Origin of the sequence: Mycobacterium sp., from assembly GCF_035314665.1 — a bacterium.
In the GTDB taxonomy this organism is placed as follows: Bacteria; Actinomycetota; Actinomycetes; order Mycobacteriales; family Mycobacteriaceae; genus Mycobacterium.
Genome location: NZ_DATFZD010000403.1, coordinates 20,364 through 27,800, shown reverse-complemented (window position 1 = coordinate 27,800; position 7,437 = coordinate 20,364). Strand labels below are relative to the sequence as shown.

The following is a 7,437-nucleotide window of genomic DNA, read 5'->3' as shown; positions in this document are numbered from 1 at the left end:
AAGGCGGTCCGCAGGACGGCGTCATGAGATACCAGCACGCCCTTGGGCGACCCGGTTGTGCCCGAGGTGTAAAGCATGTCTCCGGGGCCATTGGGATCGATTGTGCGGCCATAGCTGGCGCCTCGGTTTTGGTCGCCCAGGTTCGCCAAGTCCTCGATTGTGAGGGATCCGGGACGGGCGTGCCCATCGGTGTCGAGAAACACCGCCATAGGCGGATCGGGGATAAGGTCAAGCATCGCTTGGTAATCCAGGCCGGCGAAACCGGTCATGGTGGTCACGACCCGGCATCGCGCATCCGCCAACACGAACCGCAACTCGTCGCTTCGATAGAGATAGTTGAGTGGCACAGCGATCGCACCTGCCCGGGCGATGGCGAATTTTATTGCTGCGAACTCGGGGTAGTTCGCCATGATCATCGCCACACGATCGCCCGGTTGGACGCCCAAGGCTGCCAAACCATCTGCTAAGCGGCGGGATTCGGCCGCGACGTCGGTGTAGCTGAGCTTGCGGTCGTCGGTGAGCACCATCGGCCGCCCGCCGTAGCGTTCGGCGCAGTCGTCCAGCCAGTCCGATAGGGTGCTGGGCCGCCATACCGGGAAACGGCGCCGCAGCTCGTCGCGGCGGGCACGGATGTCTGCTGTTGTTGTCACAGTTCCGGGAGGTCGCCGCGGATGATCGCGTCTCGGAGTTCGAACTTGCGGACTTTACCCGTCGGCGTGACGGGCAATTCGGTCGCGGTGAACCATCGCACCGGAATCTTAAAGGGAGCCAATCGGTCTCGTAGATGCTCGATGAGCGCGTCTTTGAGACGTGCGTCGTTTCGCGACGTGCACACGACCGCGCCCACGACCTCGCCAAGCCGGTCGTCGGGCAGGCCTATGGCCGCGCAGTCGACAACGTTGTCGTGGCTCACTAACTGCGATTCGATCTCTGCGGGCGCGATGTTCTCACCCCCTCGGATGATCAGTTCCTTGATCCGGCCCGTGATCGTCAAATAACCGCGCGAGTCCATAGCACCGAGGTCTCCGGTGTGGACGAACCCGTCGGCGTCGATCGTGCGGGCCGTCGCGTCGGGGTCGTGTAGGTAACGCGCGAAAGCTTGATATCCGCGGGCACAGATCTCGCCGGTCTCGCCGATAGCGACCACCTTGCCGCTGACTGGATCGACGATGCGGCAATCGACTTGCGGCAGTGGGCGACCGACCGTGTTCAGCTGGTCGGCGCGCGAATCTTCGGGCCGGGTGGCGGTCAGTACAGGTGATAGCTCGGTTTGTCCGAACAAGTTGATGACGGTGGCGCCGAAAACCTCCTCGGCGGCTTCGATCAGTGCGGGAGAAACATTCGACGCTCCCCCCATGATTGTGTGCAACCTGGGTGCGCAACTATCGCTTGCTCGTTGTGCTTCCAATAGCGCTGCGAGCACAGCTGGCACGTAGAACAGCACCGAAACCTTCTCACGGCATAATGCCTGCAGCACCGGCCCGGGACTGAAGCGGTCAACCAGAATGACGGTACCGCCGATCCACAGTGGTCCGAGGGTGGCGATCACGCATCCGGCGGTATGAAACATCGGCAGGGGATTTAGGCACACCGCGCCATCGGGCACCGACACCGCTTCAAGCGTCAGCTTGGCAACATTGATCAGCGACTTGTGTCTGAGCAAGACGCCCTTCGGGTTCCCAGTGGTGCCCGAGGTGTACTGGAGCATGACGATTTCCTCCGCACCGCCGGGTGCGTTGCGTAGCACGCTGTCGTCAATGTGCTCGGCGCGCCACACCGGCGCATCCAACAGGGACACACAGGTTAACTCCGGCATGCGGACGGCAAGCCGCCGGACGACGGCGGAAATGTCGTAATCGCGGTTTTTATCGGCGTGCAACAGCACCGTTGCGCCGGAGTGCTGCAGGACGTAGTGCAATTCTTCCTCGCGCAAGGCGGGGTTGACGGCGACGAGCACCATACCCGCCAATGCGGCTCCGTACTGGATGATCGGCCACTCGATGACGTTCGGGGCCCAGATCGCGACGTGGCTTCCACGCTCGGCCAGACCTGCCAGCGCCGACGCAACTCGACTCGCCTCGTCGTGCAACTGGCCGTAGGTCAGTCGGACCTGCTCGCCGGTGGCGTGACGCACTCCAACGATTGCGACTCGGTCGGGGTGCGCGGTTGCGCGGTTAGCGAGCAGCTCGCCGACGGTGAAGTCCACCAAATCCACCCGGCGATCGGCCTCCCAGCTCGCCCGCTGAAGTGCCGTCTCGACGGAGACCTGGTCGCCAGCCTTGCTCATGCTTTAAACGGGGCTGCGCCCCGGTTTGGCGTTGGACATGTCACTGATGTCAGGCCAACGGCGGCTGATTTCCTGGAGGGATGGCGGCGTCGGAAACGTGACACCGTCGTTCTGGAACTGCGCCACACGCTGGACAAGACCACCGCCCACCACGAAGACCGATCCGCTATCTTGGTTCTCCTCGGAGAGCAGATGGCCGACCGCTGGAGCCACATGATCGGGATCGAGTTTGTCCAGAAGCTCTTGTGGCGCAACGTCGGCGGTCATGCGGGTGGCGGCAAGGGGTGCGACCGCGTTGGCGGTGATGCCGTACTTCGCGCCCTCGATCGCCAGGGTGTTGATCATCCCCAGCAGACCTAGCTTGGCCGCGGCATAGTTCACTTGGCCGAAGTTGCCGTAAATGCCGGCGGTCGACGTCGCTGCGACAACCCTGCCGAACTTCTGTTCACGAAAGTGCGGCCAGGCGGCGCGCATGATGTAGAAACCGCCGTAGAGATGGACTTTCACGACGGCATCGAAATTCTCTTCGGACATTTTGTGGAAGGCGCCGTCGCGCAAGATGCCCGCATTGCTGACCACTCCGTGCACGCCACCGAAGTGCTCAATCGCAGTGTCGATGATCGCTTCTGCACCCTCGGGTGTCGCTACCGTCGCATAGCTGGCGACAGCTTTGCCACCGGCAGTTCGGATCTCCTCGACGACCGAGTCGGCCATGCTGCTCCCGAAACCAGACCCGTCACGCGCACCGCCGAGGTCGTTGACGACAACCAGCGCACCGTTGTCGGCCAGGAACCGCGCATATGCGCGCCCGAGGCCACCACCGGCCCCGGTGACGACGATGACTTTGTCCTGGACTCCCGGCACTTCGACGCCCTTCCTCTCTCAGAACTGCGGTATCGATTGTTGAATCTAGTTTAGAAATTAAGATCCGGTCAAGGAGGGCGACGACGGTGCGGGACGTACCTTTCGTAGCCATCGTCCGCTGCAGTGTCTGGCCTGTTGCCCACACAGATTCAGGATCTGCCGTTAAACAGAATTTATGATAGATTAAAAACTGTCTAGCATCTAGGCATCGGCTTGCCGTTCTCTTCTGGGCGGGCGATTACGCGTCAGCGTGTGCTGATCTCGGTGCCGACGATCGAGACGAACGACACGCATCCGCCCGGGCGGCCACCGAGGTTGTGGGTCATCGCGGTATGCGGATCGGGCAGTTGGCGCTCACCCGCCTGCCCGCGGAACTGCAACCACACCTCGTAGAGCATCCGCAGCCCACTGGCGCCGACGGGATGGCCGAACGACTTGAGGCCCCCGTCTGGGTTTATCGGAAGGCGCCCGTCGGAGTCGAAATCTCCGCCTAGCGCTTCCTTCCACGCCTGGCCGGCGTCGGAAAAGCCCAGATCCTCCATCAACACCAGCTCGGTGGGGGTGAAGCAGTCGTGTACCTCGGCTAGCGATAACTGGTCGGCGGGGCGGTCGATCCCCGCCTGCTGGTAGGCGTCCCGCGCCGAACGCACCACTTCAGGGAAGGTGGTGAAATCGTATGCGGGATCCATCGAGCCGCGTGCCGAGCCTGCCACCAGCGATAGTGCTTTTACATACATAGGGGAATCGGTGTAGTCGTGGGCACGGTCGGCAGGCACGATCAGCGCGCACGCCGCGCCGTCGGACACACCCGAGCAGTCGTAGACCCCGAGCCGCCCGGCTACTTTCGGCGCGGCCGTTATCGTCTCTTTCGACACCGGAGACCGGAACTGTGCCTTGAGATTTCGTGAACCGTTTTGGTGATTCTTCCACGCCACATGGGTCATCGCCTCCCGCATCTCGTCAGCATGTACCCCGTATTTGGCGCAGTAGGCGGGATCGAGCAACGAGAACGCTGCCGGTGCGGTCAGCGAGAGCTCCGGTGCAGTGCCATCATCCGGCGGGTCAGCGCGCAGCAGCCCCGAGAATCCAGAGTCTTTAAGCTTCTCCACTCCGACCGCCATCACGACGTCGTATGCACCCGCGGCCACCGCATAACACGCGTTGCGGAACGCCTCCGATCCAGTGGCACAATAGTTTTCGACTCGGGTGACCGGCTTGGCATCGGTGCCCAATGCGCGGCTGAGGGTCAGCCCCGACTGGCCCGACCCGAGGGTACCGAGCCAGTACGCATCGACGTCATCCTTAACGACCCCGGGCAGCGATTCGAAGCATTCGCGCGTCGCCTCCAGCAACAGATCTTCGGTCGAACTGTCCCAGCGTTCCCCGAATCGAGTGCAGCCCATGGCCACGATCGCGACTTTGTCGGCTATGCCGTGGCTAGTCATCGTTTCTCCGATCCGCTTGGGTCAACGAGGCGGGCTTTCCAGAAGTAGTTGTGGACCGCGCCCGCAGTGAACAGCCGACGGAACGTGAACTCCACTCGAGAGCCCACCGCGAGCTGATCGGGTTCGGCGTCGGCGATCTCGAGGGTGCACCGCCCGCCGCCGTCGACGTCGATCACCGCTTGCACCACCGGTGGCGAAGGGGAGTAGGCCAGGTGGTCGACGGTGTAGGTGGCGATGGCGCCTCCCAACCGGGCGACCGGGGCAGCCTCCGTGCGGTCGATCGCACCGCAGCCGCGGCAGACGACTGCGGGCGGAAGGTGTGTGAAACCGCATTGTTGGCAACGGCTTCCGGTGAGACCGAACTTCCAGGTTTCCGAGCGGAATGACGGTGGCGCCGCGGGGCGATCCGGCTCCGGACGCCGCGGCGGTTCCAACTCAACCAGCCCGCGCCACGATAAGTAGGTCAGGTGGCTCACCGCTAAGCCGCTATCGCGTTGCTCGCTGATCGGACGAGGTTGCCGTGCGTTCGGCAGGCGCTCGGTGGTTCGCAGAAGCAGGGTGTCACAGCCGTCGACGGCGGACACCACCAAGATTGTCTCGCCCGCGTCGGCGGTGTCGAGTACGGCACAGACCGCGATCGAAGCATCGGCGGCACCGGCGAATCCGATCGGCGAGGTGACCGTCGATTTCTGGCCCTTGATGAGCGTTGCGGCGCGCTTGAGGACAGCCGCGTTTGGACAGGTCAGCACGACGTGGTCCACGCCGTTCGTATCGGCCTTGTCGAGCGTCTGCTGCACGGCAGCCTCGATCAGTTGGCCGTAGCAGTGTGCGCCGAACCGCTCTTCCCACTGCTGGCCGGTCACCGATGTCGGCGACCGCCATCTGTCGAGAAACTCCGATGTCAGTGACGTCGTACCGAGAATCTCCGCGATGCCGGGTCCTTCACCGAACAGCAGCGCCGCCGCGCCATCGCCACCGAACTTCTCATCGGGCGAGCCGGGCCGTCCGACGCGCACGTCGGCGGCTACGGCAACGCCTCCGGTGCTAGCCGCCGCTCGCCAAGCTGCGAATCCGCTTCGCCCGGTTCCACACATGTCCGTGGCGAACGCCTCGCGGCCCAAGCCGAGTGCCGCGTGGATTGCGGTCGCGTTCGTTTTGTCGGCGTAACCCGGGCTAGATGTGGCGAAATAGAGATCGCGTGGCAGGCGATATCCATCGATGGCGGCAGCGGCCGCCGCGGTCGCCATTGTGGTGCTGTCCTCGTCAAAGGACGCCACCACCCGATCACCGCGCCGCAGCCCGATGTCGGCGCCGGCCAGCCGGTAGCGGGGCAGGTACGCGGCGTAGCCGATCAGCACGCGCGTCATGCAGCCCCTCGAAACACCGCGGCGATACCTTGACCCCCGCCGATACACATAGTTTCCAGCGCCAAACGGCCCGAGCGACGTCGTAATTCGTGCAGCATCGTGGTCAGGATCCGCACACCGGTGGCCGCGATCGGGTGCCCGAGCGAAATGCCCGAGCCGTTCACGTTGAGCCGGTCCTCGACGTCGGCGAGCTTTACGCCCCACCCGGCCAGCACTGCCAGCACTTGCACGGCGAATGCCTCGTTGACTTCGATCAGGTCGAACTCGTCGAGGGTCCAGTCGCCGCGCCGCAGCAACTTTTCCACGGCCGGCACAGGGCCGATGCCCATGCGCGCCGGATCGCAACCGACCGCAGCCCAAGCTTCCAGGAAACCGAGGGGTTCCAGACCAAGCGCATCGAGGCGGTCCTCGGCAACAACCAAACACGCTGCAGCGGAGTCGTTTTGCTGGCTGGAGTTGCCGGCGGTGACAGTGCCATCAGCAATGATAGTGCGCAACCGCGCCAGTCCCTCAGGCGTGCTGTCAGGTCTGATCCCTTCGTCGCCGTCCACGACAACCGGATCGCCGCGACGTTGGGGTACCTCGACGCCCACGATCTCTTCGTCGAACATGCCGGACGCCCTTGCGGCCTCGGCGCGTTGGTGACTGCGGGCGGCGAACGCGTCAGCGGCATCACGGCCGATGCCGTAGTCGGCGGCGAGATTCTCGGCCGTCTCGATCATTCCGCTGATTGGTCCGAATCGCCAAACTGGCTGCGACATTTCACGACCGCGATCAAGCCGGTCGTACAGCATTTGATTGCCGGATCGCGATCCCCACCGGGCCGTGGTGGTGTAGTGCTCGATATTGCTCATCGACTCCACACCGCCGGCCAGAACCACCTCGGCTGCGCCGGTTTGCACCATCATGGCCGCCGTGATCACCGCCTGCAGACCGCCCCCGCAGCGGCGGTCGATCTGCAATCCGGGCAACGTGATCGGCAAGCCGGCATGCAAGGCGGCCCACCGGCCGATGCACGGCGCCTCCGAGTTTGCATAGGACTGCGCGAAGACCACGTCTTCGACTGCTTCCGGATCCACACCACTTCGGTCGATGACCGCTTCGATGATTCGCGCGGCGAGGTCTTCGGCACGAAGCGTCCGGAGCGACCCGCCAAAACTACCGACCGGGGTACGAAGGGGCGTGACGATCGCGGCGCGTCTCATGAGTCGGATCCGGGAGCTTCGCCCCGCCACCGGCTGTGAGACGGATCCAGCAGACCGGTGAGGCGCTCTTCCGGAAGCCAGATAAGTGTCTCCAATTCGAGCGCGTCGAGATAGCGCACGCGTCCGCTGCGGAGATCTTCTAGCCGCAGCCTAGGCGCATTTGCATCTACGTCGAATCGGACTGACACCTCGGCGAACTCACTACCGACCACGGCACCGACACCGGGAACATCGACGCCATCGCTATCACTGAATTCGATCGTCATGAC

Annotated in this window: 7 protein-coding genes; all 7 read right to left on the bottom strand. The window is 63.8% G+C overall.

Annotated elements, in window-relative coordinates:
- Window positions 1-527, bottom strand: a 527-nt coding sequence (locus tag VKI00_RS28815; RefSeq protein ID WP_324444308.1) for an AMP-binding protein, incomplete at its 3' end; no start/stop codon positions are given.
- A 119-nt stretch (window positions 528-646) separates the two neighbouring features.
- Window positions 647-2,287, bottom strand: coding sequence for a class I adenylate-forming enzyme family protein (locus VKI00_RS28810; RefSeq protein WP_324444304.1), 1,641 nt, complete (start codon window positions 2,285-2,287; stop codon window positions 647-649).
- Between the two features lie 3 nt (window positions 2,288-2,290).
- Window positions 2,291-3,151 (bottom strand): SDR family oxidoreductase, encoded by an 861-nt coding sequence (locus VKI00_RS28805; protein ID WP_324444302.1) that lies wholly within the window; start codon window positions 3,149-3,151, stop codon window positions 2,291-2,293.
- A 245-nt stretch (window positions 3,152-3,396) separates the two neighbouring features.
- Entirely contained in the window at window positions 3,397-4,596 is a 1,200-nt protein-coding gene (locus tag VKI00_RS28800) for an acetyl-CoA acetyltransferase (RefSeq protein WP_324444300.1), read from the bottom strand.
- Entirely contained in the window at window positions 4,593-5,963 is a 1,371-nt protein-coding gene (locus VKI00_RS28795) for an OB-fold domain-containing protein (RefSeq protein WP_324444298.1), read from the bottom strand. Before VKI00_RS28795 ends, VKI00_RS28800 begins: the two co-directional genes overlap by 4 nt.
- Window positions 5,960-7,168 (bottom strand): acetyl-CoA C-acetyltransferase, encoded by a 1,209-nt coding sequence (locus VKI00_RS28790; RefSeq protein ID WP_324444296.1) that lies wholly within the window; start codon window positions 7,166-7,168, stop codon window positions 5,960-5,962. The genes VKI00_RS28795 and VKI00_RS28790 overlap by 4 nt, the downstream gene beginning before the upstream one ends.
- Complete coding sequence (locus VKI00_RS28785) at window positions 7,165-7,434, bottom strand: hypothetical protein (RefSeq protein ID WP_324444294.1); 270 nt, start codon at window positions 7,432-7,434, stop codon at window positions 7,165-7,167. Before VKI00_RS28785 ends, VKI00_RS28790 begins: the two co-directional genes overlap by 4 nt.
- Window positions 7,435-7,437 lie beyond the last annotated feature (3 nt).